A 17,023-nucleotide genomic window follows, 5' to 3' on the forward strand; every position below is an offset into this window, starting at 1 on the left:
GCGTCACTCGACTACGTGACGTCCCTCGGGGCGCGCGCTGCACGACGCGCGGAAGGCGCAGTGCGCGCAGTGCTGGCCCGTCGTCGGCGTGAACCGCTCGTCGAGGACCTTGCCGGCGGCGGTGGCCAGCAGGTCGCCGACCCACTCCCCTTCAAGGGGCTCCTGCGCCTGCACCTTGGGCAGCGTCTCGCCGCCGTCCCGCTTGGCGGCGCCCTGCCGCAGATGGACCAGTTCGGCGCCGCCGGGCTCCGGGCGCAGTCCGTCGAAGGCCTCGTCGACGGCGCCCTCGCGGACGGCGAGCTGGTACACGGCGAGCTGCGGGTGCCGGGCCACCTCCGCGGCGCTCGGCGCCTGCTTGCCGGTCTTGAAGTCGACGACGTAGGCGCGGCCCTCGCCGTCGGCCTCGACACGGTCCATCTGGCCGCGGATCCGCACCTCGTAGTCGCCGGCTTCGAGGGTGACGTCGAAGTCGTGCTCGCTGGCGACCGGGGTGCGGCCGGTGCGGTCGGTGACGTGCCACTTCAGGAAGCGTTCGAGCGCCACGCGCGCGTTCTCCTTCTCCTGCGCCGACTTCCACGGCGCGTCGAAGGCGAGCGCGTTCCACACGGAGTCGAGGCGCTCCATGAGGACGGCCAGGTCGGCCGGGGTGTGTCCGGAGGCGACCTCGTCGGCGAGGACGTGCACGACGTTGCCGAAGCCCTGGGCGACGGTCGCGGGCGCGTCTGCCTTCACCTCGCGGCCCAGGAACCACTGGAGGGCGCAGGTGTTGGCGAGCTGGTCGAGGGCGCTGCCGGAGAGCACGACGGGTTGGTCGCGGTCGCGCAGCGGCACCTTGCTCTCGGTCGGCTCGAACATGCCCCACCAGCGGTAGGGGTGGGCCGAGGGGACCAGGGGGCGGCCGTCGTCGTCGGAGAGGGCGGCGAGCCGGGCCAGTCGGCGGGCGGCGGCCTCCCGCAGGGCGTCGGACACGCGCGGGTCGACCGTCGTGGCGCGCAGCTCGGCGACGAGTGCCGCGACCGACAGGGGGCGCCGCGGCCGTCCGGTGACGTCCTTGGGTTCGACGCCGAGCTCGGCGAGGAACCGGGAGGGCTGGTCGCCGTCGTCCGCGGGGGCCTTCACGGCGGTCACGACGAGGCGTTCACGCGCGCGCGTGGCGGCCACGTAGAACAGGCGGCGCTCCTCGGCGAGCAGTGCTCCCGGGGTGAGCGGTTCGGCGAGTCCGTCGCGGCCGATGCGGTCGGCTTCCAGGAGGGAGCCGCGTCGGCGCAGGTCGGGCCACAGGCCCTCCTGGACTCCCGCGACGACGACGAGGCGCCATTCGAGGCCCTTGGAGCGGTGCGCGGTCATCAGCCGGACCGCGTCGGGGCGTACGGCGCGCCGGGTGAGGGTGTCGGCGGCGATGTCCTCCGCCTCGATCTCCTCCAGGAAGTTCAGGGCGCCGCGGCCGCCGGTGCGCTCCTCGGCGCGGGCCGCGGTCGCGAACAGCGCGCAGACGGCGTCCAGGTCGCGGTCCGCGTTGCGGCCCGCCGCGCCGCCACGCCGGGCGGCGCGCTCCAGGCGGGTGGGCCAGGGCGTGCCCTCCCACAGGTCCCAGAGCGCCTCCTCGGCCGTACCGCCGCCCGCGAGGCGTTCACGGGCCTTGCGCAGCAGCGCGCCGAGGCGCTGGGCGCCACGCGCGTACGTGGGGTCGTGCGCGACCAGCCGCTCCGGCTCGGCCAGTGCGCGCGCGAGCAGTTCGTCCGAGGGCGGCGGCAGGGCGACACCGGCGGCCCGTTCCTCGTCGCGCAGAGCACGACCGAGGCGGCGCAGGTCGGCGGCGTCCATGCCCGCGAGGGGGGAGGCGAGCAGGGTGAGAGCGGTTTCCGTGTCGAGCCAGCAGGGGGGCTCGTCCGGTGCGGCCGCGGCTTCCGGCTCGTCGTCGGCGGCGGTTTGCGTGTGGGGTCGGCGGGAGGACGTGTCCGCCTCGGCCACGGCTGCCCAGTCGCCGTCGACAGCACTCTTCGCGTCGGGCCGACGGGACGGCGCCTGCGCCGCGGCCGACTCGGCGTCGGCAGCCGTCTCCGTATCGGGCCCACGGGACGACCCGTCCGGTGCGGCCGCGGCTTCCGGCTCGCCATCGGCAGCCGTCTCCCTATCGGACCCACGGGAGGACGCCTCCGCCGCGGCCGGCTCGTCGTCGGCAGGGGCGTCCTCGGCGACGGCGGCCTCGCGCCCGTTGCCCGTCCCGGCCTCCGCCGTGGCCACCGCCCGCAGAGCCGTCAGCAGCGGTGCCACCGCCGGCTCGTGCCGCAGGGCCAGGTCGTCGCCGTCGATGTCCAGGGGGACGCCGGCCGCCGTGAGGGCGCGGCGGACCGTCGGGATGGTGCGGGAGCCGGCGCGTACCAGGACGGCCATGTCGCGCCACGGAACGTCGTCCTCCAGGTGTGCCCTGCGCAGGATGTCGGCGATGTTGTCCAGCTCCGTGCCCGGCGTCGGGTAGGTGTACACCTCGACGCGGCCTCCGTCGCGGACGGGTGCGAGCTCCCGGTGGGCGCGGACCTTGTCCGCGGGCAGGCGGGTCAGCGGCATCCGCTGGGTGAGCAGCCGGGTCGCGGACAGCAGCGCGGCGCCGGAGCGGCGGGAGGTCCGCAGGACCGCGACGGGGGCGGGACGGCCGTCCGCGCGCGGGAAGTCGCGCGGGAACTCCAGGATGCCGTTCACGTCGGCTCCCCGGAACGCGTAGATCGACTGGTCGGGGTCGCCGAAGGCGACGAGGGTGCGGCCCCCGCCGGCGAGCGCGTGCAGCAGCCGTACCTGGGCCGGGTCGGTGTCCTGGTACTCGTCGACGAAGACGGCGTCGTACCGGTCGGCGAGCTGCCGGGCGACCTCGGGGCGGCGGGCGAGGAGGACCGCGCGGTGGACCAGTTCGGCGTAGTCGAGCACGCCCTGGAGGTCGAGGACGTCGAGGTACTCGGCGAGGAAGGCGGCCGCGGCCCGCCAGTCGGGGCGGCCGATACGGCGGGCGAAGGCGTCCAGGGCGCCGGGGTCCAGGCCCAGTTCGCGGCTGCGGGCGAGGACCGCGCGGACCTCGTCGGCGAAGCCGCGGGTGGTCAGGCAGGCGCGCAGTTCGTCGGGCCAGCGCACGTGTGCGAGGCCGAGCCGCTCCAGGTCCGGCTGTCCGGCGAGGAGCTCGCGTACGGCCACGTCCTGCTCCGGGCCCGACAGCAGCCGCAGCGGCTCCACGAACAGGTCGCTGTCCTGGTGGGCGCGGACCAGGGCGTAGCAGAAGGAGTGGAAGGTGGTCGCCCGGGGCGCGCGTGCCGCTCCTGTGCGCAGGGCCATGCGGTCGCGCAGTTCGACGGCCGCCCTGCGGCTGAACGTCAGCACCAGCACGCGCGCGGGGTCGCCGCCGCGGGCGATCCGCCGCGCCACGGACTCGACCAGTGTGGTGGTCTTCCCGGTGCCCGGACCTGCGAGAACGAGCAGCGGGCCGCTGTCGTGGTCAACCACGGAACGCTGTGCGGCGTCCAGACGAGGGGGGTCCGTGCGCTCCGGCGGGGTACGGACCAGTCGGTAAGCGCCACGGCTCCCCTGCCGCACCGGGGGGTGCGGCAGGCGCCTGGTGGAGGAAGAGGAGCTCACGTGGTTCGCCGGTCCTGGAGGGTGTGCTGGTTGTCCGGCCACCGCGCGCGGAGGGCGGTGCCGGTGGGGTGACGGGGACACGTGCAGCCGACGCTACGCCGACCGACAGTGCGGAAGCAGGACTTCCGATTCATCCCTCGGGGCTCTCGCGACACATGCGTCCCTCGACTCACGAACGTACGCCATGCCACGGACGTGCCCGTGTTCCCCCGTACGGATCACAGGCCCCACCCCGGCCCCCGCGATGGCGGAAGCTGTCAGGTGTGACCTTCCGCGCGCTCCCCGCCGTCCCATCGCGCCCGTCTCATGTCGAGGCGCGGCAGATGACCGTCGGCTGCCCGGCTCGCCTCCTTCAGCGGTGTGGCCTCGTCGCGGTAGTGACGAAGGGCACGCAGCTCGTGCCCGGGGAGCAGGGCGCCGTCCGCGCGGACGACACGCCACCACGGGACGGCTCCCCCGTAGAGCGCCATCACCCGGCCGACCTGGCGCGGGCCGCCCTCCCCCAGCCATTCGGCGACGTCCCCGTACGTCATGACGCGTCCCGGCGGGATCAGTTCGGCGACCTCAAGGACCCGCTCGGCGTACTCCGGCAGCGCGTCGGCGTACTCCGGGCGGGCGTCCTGCGGAAGGCTCTCCTCGCTCATCCGCCCCATCCTGCCGCACCCCACCGACAATGTGACGGGCCCGTGACCCTGCGTGGCCCTCGCTCCGGGGCGGCGCTTCCGGCAGACTGTGCGCCCCCGCATGTGCACCCTGACGCCTCCGCGCGCCGGCGGGGCATGCCACCATCGTGCGGGCGGTGACCGTTGATACGAGATCAAGAAGAGACGATGAAGCAGCAGGGTGTGCACCCCGAGGATGCGGAGAGCACCTCTGAGGCTTCGTCGCGCCCGGCAGGCGCCCCCGGCGCCGACGGCACGGAGGTCACGCACGCGGTGGACACCGGACGCAAGGCCGCGCCCGACCCCGACGAGCCGCTCACCGACGAGGTGGAGGGCGACGAACCGCTGCTCCCCGCGCGCGTGCACCGCCCGTCCGACCTGATGCGCCTCCTGGTGGGTGTGCTGGCCGTCGTCGTCCTGCTGGCGATCGCCGCGTTCGCGCACGGCACCACCTCCGGCCTCGAGCAGGACATCAACAAGGGCACCGGCCAGGCGCCCGACCTGCTCATCAAGATCGCCGGCCTGGCCTCCAGCATCGCGATCCTGCTGGTGCCCGTGGCGTTCGCCATCGAGCGGCTGATCAAGCGTGACGGACTGCGTATCGCCGACGGCGTGCTGGCCGCCGTCCTCGCGCACGGCGTGACGCTCGCCACCGATCTGTGGGTCGCCAAGGCCGCCCCCGGCTCCATCCAGGAGGCGCTCACCCAGCCCTCCCCCGGTGACATCCACGCCCTCACGGACCCCGTGCACGGCTACCTGGCCCCTGTCATCGCCTACATGACGGCCGTCGGCATGTCCCGTCGGCCGCGCTGGCGCGCGGTGCTGTGGATCGTGCTGATGCTCGACGCCTTCTCGATGCTCGTCACCGGGTACACCACCCCGTTCTCGATCATCCTGACCGTGCTGATCGGCTGGACGGTCGCCTACGGCACGCTCTACGCGGTCGGCTCGCCCAACGTCCGCCCCACCGGACGGACACTCATGGCGGGCCTGCGGACCGTCGGTTTCCACCCGGTGAGCGCGGCCCGGGAGGAGATCCCGGAGCACACCGACACCGGCGACCGCGGCCGGCGCTACTTCGTCACCCTGGAGGACGGCCCGCCACTGGACGTCACGGTCGTCGACCGCGAGCAGCAGGCGCAGGGCTTCTTCTACCGCGTGTGGCGCAATCTGACGCTCCGCGGCTTCGCCACCCGCCGCAGCCTGCAGTCCCTGCGCCAGGCCCTGGAGCAGGAGGCGCTGCTCGCCTACGCGGCCATCGCGGCCGGCGCCAACGCGCCCAAGCTGATCGCCACCTCCGAGCTCGGCCCCGACGCCGTGATGCTCGTCTACGAGCACAGCGGCGGCCGCACCCTGGACTCGCTGACGGACGAGGAGATCACCGACGAGCTGCTGCACAACGCCTGGCACCAGGTACGGGCGTTGCAGTCCCGGCGCATCGCCCACCGCCGGCTCGCGGGTGACGCGATTCTGGTGGATCGTTCCGGCAAGGTGATCCTCACCGATCTGCGCGGCGGCGAGATCGCGGCCGGTGAGCTGCTCCTGCGCATGGACATCGCCCAGCTGGTGACGACGCTCGGCCTCCGGGTGGGCGCCGAACGCGCCGTGGCCTCCGCCGTCGGCGTCCTCGGCCCCGACACCGTCGCCGACTGCCTGCCGATGCTCCAGCCCATCGCGCTGACGCGCTCCACGCGCGCGACGCTGCGCAGACTGGCCCGGGAGCAGGCGGAACGCGAACGCGAGGCGGTGCTGGAGGCCTCCAAGCAGGTCAAGCAGGCCCGTGGCGACAGCGCGACGGAGGGCGAGGCCGAGCCCGTACTGCTGGAGAAGCCCGGCAAGAAGGCCGTACGCGCGCAGACGCGGGCCGAGAAGCGTGCGATCGACGAGGCGCTGGACGAGGCGCGCGAGGACGATCTGCTCACGCAGATCCGGCACGAGGTGCTGCGGATCAAGCCGCAGGCGCCGGTCGAGCCGGCCCGCCTGGAACGGGTGCGGCCGCGCACGCTGATCAGTTTCATCGCCGGCGCCATCGGCGCGTACTTCCTGCTGACGCAGCTCACCCACATCGAGTTCGGACCGCTCGTCTCCAACGCCGAGTGGGGCTGGGTGGCGGCGGCCGTGCTGTTCTCGGCGGCCAGCTACTTCGCGGCCGCGATGGCCCTGCTGGGATTCGTGCCGGAGCGGGTGCCGTTCCTGCGCACCGTGGCGGCACAGGTCGCCGGATCCTTCGTGAAGATCGTCGCGCCGGCCGCGGTGGGCGGCGTGGCACTCAACACCCGGTTCCTGCAACGCGCGGGCGTGCGCCCGGGGCTCGCGGTGGCGAGCGTGGGCGCGTCCCAGTTGTTCGGCCTCGGCTGCCACATCCTGATGCTGCTGGCCTTCGGCTATCTGACCGGCACGGAGAAGACGCCCTCGCTGTCGCCGTCCCGGACGGTCATCGCGGGCCTGCTGACGGTGGCCGTGCTCGTCCTCGTGGTGACCTCGGTGCCGTTCCTGCGCAAGTTCGTCGTCACGCGCGTGAGGTCGCTGTTCGCGGGCGTCGTACCGCGCATGCTCGACGTGCTGCAGCGCCCGCAGAAGCTGATCACCGGCATCGGGGGCATGCTGCTGCTGACGGCATGCTTCGTGATGTGTCTCGACGCGTCGATTCGCGCGTTCGGCGACCCCCAGCACTCGATCAGCCTCGCCAGCGTCGCCGTCGTCTTCCTCGCGGGCAACGCGCTCGGCTCCGCGGCCCCCACTCCGGGCGGTGTGGGCGCGGTCGAGGCCACGCTGACGGTCGGTCTGATCGCCGTAGGCCTGCCCAGCGAGGTCGCGGCCCCCTCGGTGCTGCTGTACCGGCTGCTGACCCTGTGGCTGCCCGTCCTGCCGGGCTGGCTGGCCTTCAACCACCTCACGCGCAAGGGCGCCCTGTAGCAGGCGCGTCCGGACCGTACCTCGTACGGCCCGCGCCCCGAGCGTCCCGCCGTGCTCCACCGCAGGATGGGAGCATGCCGAACCCCTGCCGCCTGCGGGCCGCCGTCCTGACCGCCTCCGCCGTGCTGCTGTCCTCCGTGCTGGCGGGGTGCAGCGACGACCCCAAGGACGAGGACCTGACGGCCCAGGAGCTGAACTGGAAGGACTGTCCGGCCCCTTCCCAGGCGGAGGGCGGCGGCAGTGCCCCGTCACCGCTGCCCAACGGCGACGCGTGGCAGTGCGCCACCCTGAAGGCGCCCCTCGACTGGAACGACCCGCGCGGGGACACGATCGACCTCGCCCTGATCCGGGCCGAGGCGAGCGGCGACAAGGACAAGCGCATCGGCTCGCTCCTGTTCAACTTCGGCGGGCCCGGCGGCTCGGGCGTCACCACGCTGCCCGCGTTCGGCGAGGACTACGCGGCCCTGCGCACCCGCTACGACCTGGTGAGCTTCGATCCGCGCGGGGTCGGCCGCAGCGCGCCCGTGCTGTGCGAGAACGACCAGCGGCTCGACGCCTACTTCCAGCAGGACGCCACGCCCGACGACGCCACGGAGCGCACCGCGCTGCTGGACAGCACCAGGGAGTTCAACGCGGCCTGCAACAAGAAGTCCAAGAAGATGCTGCCGCACGTGCGCACCACCGACGCGGCCCGCGACATGGACCTGATGCGCCAGGTCCTCGGCGACGACAAGCTGCACTACTTCGGCATCTCCTACGGCACCGAACTCGGCGGCGTCTACGCCCATCTGTTCCCCAAGAACGTCGGCCGTGCCGTCTTCGACGCGGTCGTCGACCCGACACAGACCGCGGAGGAGGGCTCTCTCGGGCAGGCGAAGGGCTTCCAGCTGGCGCTCGACAACTTCGCCGAGGACTGCGTCTCGAAGGTCGAGGACTGCCCGATCGGCGACAGCGCGCAGGACGTGAAGGACGGTATCGCCAAGCTGCTGTCGGACCTGGACCGCAAGCCGCTGCCGGGCGTCTTCCCACGTGAACTGACCCAGACCGCCGCGACCAACGGCATCGCCCAGGCGCTGTACTCGCAGGACTTCTGGGAGATCCTGACCGAGGCCCTGGTCCAGGCGTACGACGGTGACGGCAGGATCCTGCTGCTGCTCTCGGACTCGATGAACGGACGCAGCGAGAACGGCGAGTACAGCAACATCACCGCGGCCAACGTCTCCATCAACTGCGCCGACGACAAGGCCCGCTACACCGCCGAGTTCGTGGAGCGAAAGCTGCCGGAGTTCAGGGCCGCCTCCGAGCTGTTCGGCGACTTCCTGGCCTGGTCCATGATCAGCTGCATCGACTGGCCCGTGGCCGGCACCGGCGACCATCCGGACGTGAGCGCTCCCGGATCGGCGCCGATCCTCGTCGTGGGCAACACCGGCGACCCGGCCACGCCGTACGAGGGGGCGCGCAAGATGGTGCGGGCGCTCGGCAAGGGCGTGGGCGTCGAGCTGACGTACAAGGGCCAGGGGCACGGCGCCTACGACAGCAAGAACAAGTGCGTGCAGGGCGCAGTGAACGGCTACCTGCTGGAGGGAAAGGTGCCCGCGGCCGGGACCGTGTGCTCGTGACGGCCCACCTGGCATCTTCCCTGACAGCACCCCCAAGATCCCGACAAAGCCGCAGGCCAGAGGGTTATCCACAGGCTGGAACGGCTGTCGCGTGATCCGCCTACTATGGCTTGACCGCCATCCGCGGGACGATGCGGACGGCCTGCGAGGGGGGAAGTGCACATGGCGCGTTTCGTACGGTGGGCGGCTCTGACGAGCGCCACCGCACTGCTGGTCGGGGCGTGCAGCGGCGGCTCGTCCGACGACGGCAAGGGCGGCCCGGAGACCAGCAGGGGTGCGCCGACTTCCTCGCTGCCCTCATCCCTGACCTCCCAGAAGCTCGACTGGGGCGAGTGCAAGGCAACCGACGACTCCCCCGCCCCGGGCGGCGACTGGCGGTGCGCGACGCTCAAGGTGCCGCTGGACTGGTCCGAGCCGGAGGGCGAGACGATCGGGCTCGCCCTGATCCGCGCCAAGGCCCGCGGGAACGACCGGATCGGCTCGCTGCTGTTCAACTTCGGCGGCCCCGGCAGCTCGGGCATCTCGATGATGCCGTACTACGCCTCCAACGCCGACTCGCTGCACGAGCGCTACGACCTGGTGAGCTGGGACCCGCGCGGAGTCGCCGCCAGCGAGGGCGTGCGCTGCCGCGGCGACAAGGAGATCCAGGCCGCGGAGACCGTGGACGCCACTCCGGACGACGCGGCCGAGGAGGCGGCGTACTTTCAGGACGCCGCCGACTTCGGGCGGGGCTGCGAGAAGTCCGCGGGGAAGCTCCTGGCGCACGTGTCGACCACCGACACCGCCCGCGACATGGACCTGATGCGCCATGTCCTCGGCGACTCGAAGATGCACTACTTCGGCATCTCCTACGGCACCGAACTCGGCGGCGTCTACGCCAACCTGTTCCCGAAGAACGTCGGGCGGCTCGTCCTCGACGCCGTCGTCGACCCCGAAGCGGGCATCGTGGAGCACGCCGAGAACCAGTCCCGGGGCTTCCAGCGCGCCCTGAACAACTATCTGAGGTCCACCGGGCAGGACCCCGAGGAGGGCACGCGGAAGATCGCCGACCTGCTGGACCGCCTCGACGCGAACCCGATGCCGACGGGGCCGGGACGGAAGCTGACGGAGACGCTGGCCTTCACCGGGATCGTGCTGCCGCTGTACAGCAAGTCCAGCTGGCCGACGCTGACCAGCGCGCTGGAGTCGGTGGAGGAGGGCGACGGTTCGGAGCTGCTCGCCCTCGCCGACGGCTACAACGACCGTGACCCGTCCGGGCGCTACGGCACGACGTCCCACTCGCAACGGGTCATATCGTGCTTGGACACCAAGCAGCGGCCGACCGTCGAGGAGACGAAGAAGCTGCTGCCGGAGTTCGAGAAGATCTCGCCCGTCTTCGGCAGGTTCCTGGGCTGGGACACGGCCGGCTGGTGCCACCAGTGGCCGGTGGACGGGCAGTTCGACACCCCGGAGGTGAGCGCGCCCGGATCGGCACCGATCCTCGTCGTGGGCAACACCGGCGACCCGGCGACACCGGTCGAGGGCGCCCGGAAGATGGCGGACGAGCTGGGCAAGGGCGTGGGAGTGGTCCTCACCTGGAAGGGCGAGGGCCACGGTGCCTACGGCAGCGGGAGCGACTGCGTCGACTCAGCGGTGGACGCCTATCTGCTGCGGGGCACCGTGCCCGAGGACGGCAAGACCTGCTCATGACGACGGCGGGGGCTCCAGGCACCCTTGGCGCCCGGAGCCCCCGCCGTTCAGGCCGGGATGCCGGCTCAGTAGACCGGCTTGTGCGGCTCGATCTGGTTGACCCAGCCGATCACGCCGCCGCCGACGTGCACGGCGTCGGCGAAGCCCGCGGACTTCAGGACCGCGAGGACTTCCGCACTGCGGACACCCGTCTTGCAGTGCAAGACGATCTTCTTGTCCTGCGGGAGGCCCTCCAGGGCGGTGCCCATGAGGAACTCGTTCTTCGGGATCAGCTTGGCGCCGGGGATCGAGACGATCTCGTACTCGTTGATCTCGCGGACGTCGATGATCTCGATGCTCTCGCCGTCGTCGATCCACTCCTTGAGCTGCTTGGGAGTGATCGTCGAGCCGGCGGCCGCCTCCTGGGCCTCCTCGGACACGACGCCGCAGAAGGCCTCGTAGTCGATCAGCTCGGTGACGGTGGGGTTCTCGCCGCAGACCGCGCAGTTGGGGTCCTTGCGGACCTTGACCTGGCGGTACTGCATCTCCAGGGCGTCGTAGATCATCAGGCGGCCGACCAGCGGCTCGCCCGTGCCGGTGAGGACCTTGATGGCCTCGGTGACCTGGATGGAGCCGATGGACGCGCACAGCACGCCCAGGACGCCGCCCTCGGCGCAGGAGGGGACCATGCCCGGCGGCGGGGGCTCCGGGTAGAGGCAGCGGTAGCAGGGGCCGTGCTCGGACCAGAAGACCGAGGCCTGGCCGTCGAAGCGGTAGATCGAACCCCACACGTACGGCTTGTTCAGCAGCACGCAGGCGTCGTTGACCAGGTACCGGGTGGCGAAGTTGTCCGTGCCGTCGACGATCAGGTCGTACTGGCTGAAGATGTCCATCACGTTGTCGGCCTCGAGCCGCTCCTCGTGAAGGATCACGTTCACGTACGGGTTGATGCCGAGGACGGAGTCACGGGCGGACTCGGCCTTGGAGCGGCCGATGTCGGCCTGGCTGTGGATGATCTGGCGCTGCAGGTTCGACTCGTCGACCTCGTCGAACTCCACGATGCCGAGCGTGCCCACGCCCGCGGCGGCCAGGTACATCAGTGCCGGCGAGCCCAGGCCGCCGGCGCCCACACAGAGCACCTTGGCGTTCTTCAGCCGCTTCTGCCCGTCCATCCCGACGTCGGGGATGATCAGGTGGCGGGAGTACCTGCGGACCTCGTCTACGGTGAGCTCGGCGGCCGGCTCGACCAGGGGTGGCAGCGACACGGGGACTCCGTTGGTCGGTCAATACTTACGGTTGTTCTTGCCGTAACAGTGCCATGGCCTTTTTCATTCCGAGACACCTGTTCCGATCCGCGAGACGATTTCGTCCCAGTAGCCGGGCATGGTCTCCCACGGATCAGCGCGGCCGCCGCTGTCCGTGCGGTCGGTGAAGTAGATCGTCGAGGCGCCCTGCCAGCGGGCGACGCGCAGTGCCTCCTCCAGGTGCCCGCGGGGCATTCCGTGGACGAAGTGGCAGAACCGCTCGGGCGGATAGTCCGCGGTCCACTCCGCCACCTGCGACCAGCGGTAGTCGCTCCACGGGCCGGAGAAGGTGACGAGCTGGTCGGCGTTCTCGGCGTAGCCCGGGTACGGGTGGATGCCGTGGCCGAGGACGACATGAGCGTCGTCACACAGGGCGCGCAGCGTGGCGACGGTACGGCGGATCTCCGGGAGCGCGGCGCGCTCGGCGGGGCAGCGGTCCAGGAAGAAGCCGTCGACCCGGTACCAGTCGAGATAGCGGTGCGCCTCGGAGACGACCTCCCCGAAGGGGCGGGCTCCGTAGGTGGTGTCGAGGTGGCCGAGGACGCGGACGCCCGCGTTGCGCAGGCGCGCGGCCGCCTGCAGGCAGTGCGGGTCCGGGCGGGAGCCGGGGCCGTCGGCGACGTCGAGGACGGCCCAGTGCACCGGCGTTCCGGGGCGGGTGAGTTCGGCCCACTCGGCCGGGGCGACGAGCGGGTGGGCCAGGCCGGGGACGCCGATCCCGGTGCGCAGGCCGGTGTCGGCGGAGCCCGGTTTGGCGCTGGTCAGATGCGACATGCCGCCTCCATCCAAATGTCGGCGAGGGACTCCTCCAGGTTGATCCGGGGCCGCCAGCCGAGCCGGTCGCGTGCGGTGCGCACATCGGCCTGCTGCCAGCTGCCGCAGCCGTCCGGGTACGGGTACGCGACCGGGGGCGCGTGGTCCGGTTCGGAGCGGGGGTGCCCGATGGCTGCCCGCAGCGGGCCGGGAGGGCCGTCGAGTTCGTGGAGAGCACCGCCGTATCCGGCCACGCGGGCGAGGACCGCGGCGGCGTCGCGCAGGCGGACGGCGCGGCCCGAGCCGATGTTGATGACGCCCTGGGCGGCGGAGAGCGAGGCGGCGTGCACGGCGCGGGCCACGTCGCGCACGTCGACGAAGTCGCGCTGGGCGCCGAGGCCGCCGAGCTTGAGTTCGCCGTCGCCGGACTGCATGGCCCGCCGCATGGCCTCGGCGAGCCGGCCGAGCGGGGAGCCCGCGGGGGTGCCGGGGCCCGCGGGTGAGAACACGCGCAGGACGACGGCGTCGAGGCCGGAGCCCAGGACGAGTTCGGTGGCGGCGAGCTTGCTGACGCCGTACGGGCCGCCGGGGCGCGGGACGGCGTCCTCCGCGGTGGAGGAGCCGGGCTGGCTGGGGCCGTACTCGGCGCCGCAGCCGATCTGCACGAGACGGGCGCCGCAGCCGCTGCGGCGCAGGGCCTCGCAGACGGTGGCGACGGCGACCGTGTTGTGGCGGGTGAGCTCGCGGGCGCCGCCGCGGGTGGCGCCCGCGCAGTTGATGACCACGCCCGGGTGGACCGCGTCGAGGAAGCGGGTCAGGGCGCCGGGGCTGCCGGACGCGAGGTCGAAGCGGACGTCGGCGTCGTCGCCGCGGCCGAGGGCGGTGAGCTGGACGGCGGGGTCGGCGAGCAGGCGGTCGGCGACGAAGCGGCCGAGGTAGCCGTTGGCTCCGATCAGCAGGACTCTCATCGCGCGGCTCCCGGGGCCGAGAGCTCGGGTCGGGAGGTGATCATGTGTGGTTCTCCTTACAGAGGGGGGTGGTGCGAGTGCGGGTGCCGTGGCCGGTACGGCCGGGTGCCTGCAGCTGCCCGGGCCGGATGCCCGGACGCGGCGACCGGGGCGTCAGCACGGCCGGTCCGGCGTTGCGTGTGCCGAGGCGCGGGTGAGGGTGCGGGCGGAATGGACCAGGAGGGCCAAGGCCCCGGCCCCGCAGACGAGGGCCGGAACAGCGCCCGGGCCCCATGTCGAGGCCAGCGCGTCCACGGGGCCGGCCAGGAAGCCGCAGCCGGGCAGTCGGGACGCGAAGACCGAGGCCAGGGCCCCCGCCTCGGCCGTGGCGGCGGTGGCGAGGACCACCACCGGAGCGTGCGTGAAGCCGTGTGCGGTGAGCAGCCGGGCGAGCAGGAGCAGCCCGCCCAGGGTGAGGATCTGCGCGTATCCGGCCGGTTCGGCCAGGGCGGCGGCGGACAGTGCGAGGAGGGCGGTGAGAGCGGCCAGGAACAGGCCGAAGGTGGCGAGCAGCAGGGGCCGTACGGCGGCGGCGAACTCCTCCAGTTGCCGGCTGGCGGCCAGTCTGCGGCGGGCGCGTACGGCGAAGAGGTGGGCGCACCATGCCGCGGGCGCGCAGGACAGGGCGAGGGCCAGGACACCGGCGGCGGCCAGGGGCCAAGGGTCGGCCGGGGAGCCCGTGGGCAGGGCGTCGGGGCCTTGGGACAGGGCCGCTTCCAGCAGTCCGTCGCCCAGGGCCGCGTAGGCGATCAGCCAGCAGGTCCAGGCCGTCGTCGGGCGCGCCGGGCGGTCCGTGGCACCGAGCGGGCCCCGGGACAGGGCCGCGCGCACGGCGAGCGCCACGGCGAGCACGCCCAGGGCGGCCACGATCAGCCGGGTCTGTCCGTGGGTCAGGCGCAGGCCGGTCACGGCCCCGGCGCACAGCACGCCGGGGAGCAGCGCGCGGAGGACCCAGGCGGCCCGCACGCGCGGCGTCGCGGGCACGGTGACCCGCGGTGCGGTGTCACCGCGGGAGACACGGGCGTACATCTCCTCCGCGAGGGAGAAGACGTCCCGGTGCCGGAAGCGTGTCGCGGTCCGGTCGGTGACGCCGTGCGCCTCCAGGCCCGCCGCGATCTCCAAGGGGTCCACGGCCCGTTCGCACAGCTCCCGGTGCCGGTGCATCAGCGCCTTCACGGGGTCCACGGCGGTGCGACGCACGGCGGCCCGACCGGGCTCGGCCGCACGGGCGCCGGAGGCCGGCCTGCCCCCCACGGAGGCGGCCCCGTGGTCGACCGCCGGAGCATCGGCGGGCAGCCTGGCCCCCACCACCGAAGCGGGACCGTCACCGGCCGCAGAACCATCCGCGGCAGACGTGCCCCGCACCACGGAGGCGAACCCGTCACCGACCGCAGGAGCATCCGCGGCCGGCGCGCGCCCCGCCACCGAAGCGGCACTGTCACCGACCGCAGAACCATCCGCAGCCAGCCTGGCCCCCACCACCGAAACGAACCCGTCACTGACCGCAGGAGCATCGGCGGCCGGCGTGCGCCCCACCGTGGAAGCGGGGCCGTTGTCGGTCGGCGTGTCCGTGTCGGTCGAGGGAGTGTCGTCCGTCTCCGCCGCGAGCCACTCCTCCGACCGGGCGTCCCATGCGCCGGGGCTGGTCGGAGTCTCCGGACGGTCCAGCGCGCTCATCGGGCTCCCTCCGGGGCCGGCACCACGGTGGTGGCCCGGACCGGCGGGCCCGCCGCCCAGCCCGCGCCGCCCCGGGCGACCGCGCGCGCCCTCGGGCCGGTCCAGCGCCCGGGGACGTGCGCCTCGGCGGGGACGGCGAACGGCAGGGGTTCACCGGCCTCGTCGAGGACGACCCGGCGGACCGGGCAGCGCGAGACGATCTCCAGGTAAATGCCGTGAAATGCCGCGATGTTCTGCTCGACGGTGAACAGTTCGAGCGCACGCGCACGTGCGGCGGCGCCCAGGCGCTCGCGGCGCTCCGGGTCGCGCAACAGCGCCACACACGCCTCGGCGAGCGCCCGCGGATTACGCGGGGGCACGACGAGACCGGTGCCGCCGATGACCTCCACCACCGCGCCCACGTCCGTGGACACCGTCGCGCGGCCGCAGAACATGGCCTCGACCAGCCCTACGGGGAAGCCCTCGACGACGCTGGAGAGGACGGTCACGGCGCCCGCGGCGTACGCGTCGGCGAGCGAGGGGAGTTCGGGGCCGCCGATCTCCTCGAAGGAGACCGGGTTGTCACCGACGGCGTGCAGGCCTTCGGCCTCGTCGGGGAAGAGCTGCGCGGCCAGCGCCCTGCAGTGGCCGAGGTACGCCGCGCCCTCGGGGCCCGCCGGGCTGCCGACGATCCGCAGGCTGGTCTTGGGCTCCTCCTTGCGGATCTCGGCGAAGGCGTGCAGCAGGGAGACGAGGTCCTTGGCGGGTTCGACGCGGCCGACCCAGACGAGGGTGTCCGGGTCCGCGCACTCCGAGGACTCGCCGACCTCCGCGAAGCGGGAGGCGTCCATGCCCGGGTAGACGGTGTGCAGCTTGGCCCGGTCGGCGCCGCAGTGCTCCTGCCAGCGGCGGGCGTGGGCGTTGCCGGGCGTGACGACCGCGGCCCGCCGGTAGATCTCGGCGGCGAGCCGGCCGTGGAAGGCGGCGAGCAGGGAGCGCACGGCGGGCGCGGAGTCGTCGGCGGCCAGGTAGTGCGTGCGCAGCCGCACCCCGTACTCGGTCACCAGCAGGGGTACGCCGGAGAAGTGGCCGGCGAGCAGCCCGGGCAGGGCCGCGGAGCCGCCGGAGGCGGCGTGGCACAGGTCGACCGAGCCGAGGCCGTCGTCCTCGTACCAGTCGAGGGAGAGGGGGCGCAGGGCGCGTTCCAGGTGCGCGGCGACGGCGAGCAGGTCGGGAACGCGCGCCTCGCGGGCGGCGCGCGGAGCGCCGGGCGCGCGACAGGCGCGTTCGAGGGTGCGTACGGCGGTCTCGGACCGGAGCGCCCCCACCAGGCCGCCCTCGTCGCGGGCCAGCTCCGCAAGGCCGTACAGCGCGTTGCCGAAACGGTCCGCCTCAGCAACGGCCGCCCCTTCGGGGGTATCGGCGCGATCCTTGGCGGCGCCGGCGCACACAACGGCGGCCAGTTCGCCGTAGTGCTCCGCGAAGCGCCGGCGTGCGCGGCGGCCGTGGCCCGCCCCGTCCTCCCCGGCCGTCCACAGCGGAGCCGTCAGAACGCGGCTTACCTGCGGCGGCAGCGGGACCCAACCCGAATCCTCCTGGCGCTCACTGCGGCTGAGCGCGTAGACCTCGAACTCGTGCTGCGCGAGCCCGCGCACGAGCCGGTCGCACCAGAGCCCGGCGTCACCGTTCACATACGGATAGCCACCCTCCGTGAGCAGTCCGATGCGCACGAGTACACCCCCGATCTCCCGTTAGGGGAGCCGCCGTTGGCCCGGCGGCTCGCAGCGGGACGAACGTATGCGGACAAGGCGGTGGTG

General features: G+C 73.1%; 10 protein-coding genes. 3 read left to right on the top strand and 7 right to left on the bottom strand.

What is annotated here, in order from left to right:
* Positions 1-3 precede the first annotated feature (3 nt).
* A complete protein-coding gene (locus ICC28_RS33020) occupies positions 4-3,621 on the bottom strand; it encodes an ATP-dependent helicase (protein WP_188292466.1) in 3,618 nt (1,205 codons plus the stop codon).
* 257 nt (positions 3,622-3,878) lie between these two features.
* A complete protein-coding gene (locus ICC28_RS33025; RefSeq protein ID WP_188292467.1) occupies positions 3,879-4,265 on the bottom strand; it encodes an MGMT family protein in 387 nt (128 codons plus the stop codon).
* Between the two features lie 186 nt (positions 4,266-4,451).
* Here ICC28_RS33025 and ICC28_RS33030 point away from each other — a divergent pair, with 186 nt between their 5' ends.
* The 3 genes from ICC28_RS33030 to ICC28_RS33040 all read left to right on the top strand — a co-directional run bounded on the left by ICC28_RS33030 (position 4,452) and on the right by ICC28_RS33040 (position 10,507).
* Positions 4,452-7,199, top strand: coding sequence for a lysylphosphatidylglycerol synthase domain-containing protein (locus ICC28_RS33030; RefSeq protein ID WP_188292468.1), 2,748 nt, complete (start codon positions 4,452-4,454; stop codon positions 7,197-7,199).
* A gap of 74 nt (positions 7,200-7,273) precedes the next feature.
* On the top strand, positions 7,274-8,818 hold the full coding sequence (locus tag ICC28_RS33035; RefSeq protein ID WP_188292469.1) for an alpha/beta hydrolase: 1,545 nt from the start codon (positions 7,274-7,276) through the stop codon (positions 8,816-8,818).
* 162 nt (positions 8,819-8,980) lie between these two features.
* A complete protein-coding gene (locus ICC28_RS33040) occupies positions 8,981-10,507 on the top strand; it encodes an alpha/beta hydrolase (RefSeq protein ID WP_188292470.1) in 1,527 nt (508 codons plus the stop codon).
* 65 nt (positions 10,508-10,572) lie between these two features.
* On the opposite strand, the gene moeZ is transcribed toward ICC28_RS33040, so the two are convergent.
* The 5 genes from moeZ to ICC28_RS33065 form a co-directional block, all read right to left on the bottom strand.
* Positions 10,573-11,751 (bottom strand): adenylyltransferase/sulfurtransferase MoeZ, encoded by a 1,179-nt coding sequence (gene moeZ / locus ICC28_RS33045; RefSeq protein ID WP_188292471.1) that lies wholly within the window; start codon positions 11,749-11,751, stop codon positions 10,573-10,575.
* A gap of 63 nt (positions 11,752-11,814) precedes the next feature.
* The gene (locus tag ICC28_RS33050; protein ID WP_188292472.1) at positions 11,815-12,564 is read right to left on the bottom strand and encodes a spherulation-specific family 4 protein; all 750 of its coding nucleotides are present in this window, start codon (positions 12,562-12,564) and stop codon (positions 11,815-11,817) included.
* Positions 12,552-13,511, bottom strand: coding sequence for an NAD-dependent epimerase/dehydratase family protein (locus ICC28_RS33055; protein ID WP_188292473.1), 960 nt, complete (start codon positions 13,509-13,511; stop codon positions 12,552-12,554). Before ICC28_RS33055 ends, ICC28_RS33050 begins: the two co-directional genes overlap by 13 nt.
* Positions 13,512-13,664: 153 nt before the next feature.
* Entirely contained in the window at positions 13,665-14,804 is a 1,140-nt protein-coding gene (locus ICC28_RS33060; RefSeq protein ID WP_317454144.1) for a hypothetical protein, read from the bottom strand.
* Positions 14,805-15,223: 419 nt separating this feature from the next.
* Entirely contained in the window at positions 15,224-16,936 is a 1,713-nt protein-coding gene (locus tag ICC28_RS33065; protein ID WP_188292474.1) for a DUF3492 domain-containing protein, read from the bottom strand.
* Between the last annotated feature and the right edge of the window lie 87 nt (positions 16,937-17,023).

Origin of the sequence: Streptomyces sp. TRM68416, from assembly GCF_014596915.1 — a bacterium.
GTDB lineage: Bacteria > Actinomycetota > Actinomycetes > Streptomycetales > Streptomycetaceae > Streptomyces.

What these genes read in the sequence shown, in the direction of transcription:
- ICC28_RS33025 (WP_188292467.1), bottom strand. Translation starts at nt 4,265, where the DNA reads ATGAGCGAGGAGAGCCTTCCGCAGGACGCCCGCCCGGAGTACGCCGAC.
- ICC28_RS33030 (WP_188292468.1), top strand. Translation starts at nt 4,452, where the DNA reads ATGAAGCAGCAGGGTGTGCACCCCGAGGATGCGGAGAGCACCTCTGAG.
- ICC28_RS33035 (WP_188292469.1), top strand. Translation starts at nt 7,274, where the DNA reads ATGCCGAACCCCTGCCGCCTGCGGGCCGCCGTCCTGACCGCCTCCGCC.
- ICC28_RS33040 (WP_188292470.1), top strand. Translation starts at nt 8,981, where the DNA reads ATGGCGCGTTTCGTACGGTGGGCGGCTCTGACGAGCGCCACCGCACTG.
- ICC28_RS33050 (WP_188292472.1), bottom strand. Translation starts at nt 12,564, where the DNA reads ATGTCGCATCTGACCAGCGCCAAACCGGGCTCCGCCGACACCGGCCTG.
- ICC28_RS33055 (WP_188292473.1), bottom strand. Translation starts at nt 13,511, where the DNA reads ATGAGAGTCCTGCTGATCGGAGCCAACGGCTACCTCGGCCGCTTCGTC.